Below are 396 nucleotides of genomic sequence, written 5' to 3' on the forward strand. Positions count from 1 at the left end.
GACGCAACATGCGCCCGCCGCTCAGGCTGGCGACCTGTAAAATCAGCGTCGCGCCCGCTTCCGGCGCAACGGCGGTGCCGGTGGAAAGGGCGTTGAGCTGTTCGCTGGAAATCGCCTCATCCGTCACCGCGAAGGTCGCCTGTTCCGGCTGGCTGACCAGCGGCGCGTTGGTATGAAAACGCAGGCTCTGGTTGACGATATCGTTATTTAATGGGGTAGAAAGCCACACCGGCGTGTCGTTATCGGCCAGCGTCAGCAGCACGCTGGTGGTGGCGATATTCAGCGGTTGCCAGCCGCGTTTGAGCTGATGCAGGGCGACAATCACGCCCGGCTCGCTCATGGCCTTTAACAGGCGACGAAAACTGTGCTGGGCATCCTGCACGGGAAGCATAAAAG

At 61.1% G+C, this 396-nt stretch carries 1 protein-coding gene; it reads right to left on the minus strand.

The window, feature by feature from the left end:
• On the minus strand, positions 1 to 396 hold a 396-nt coding region (gene phnH, locus E0L35_RS25945), incomplete at both ends, for a phosphonate C-P lyase system protein PhnH (protein ID WP_212751732.1).

The sequence above is a fragment of the Halomonas sp. ATBC28 genome (genome assembly GCF_005937175.1).
Taxonomy (GTDB): Bacteria; Pseudomonadota; Gammaproteobacteria; order Pseudomonadales; family Halomonadaceae; genus Vreelandella; species Vreelandella titanicae.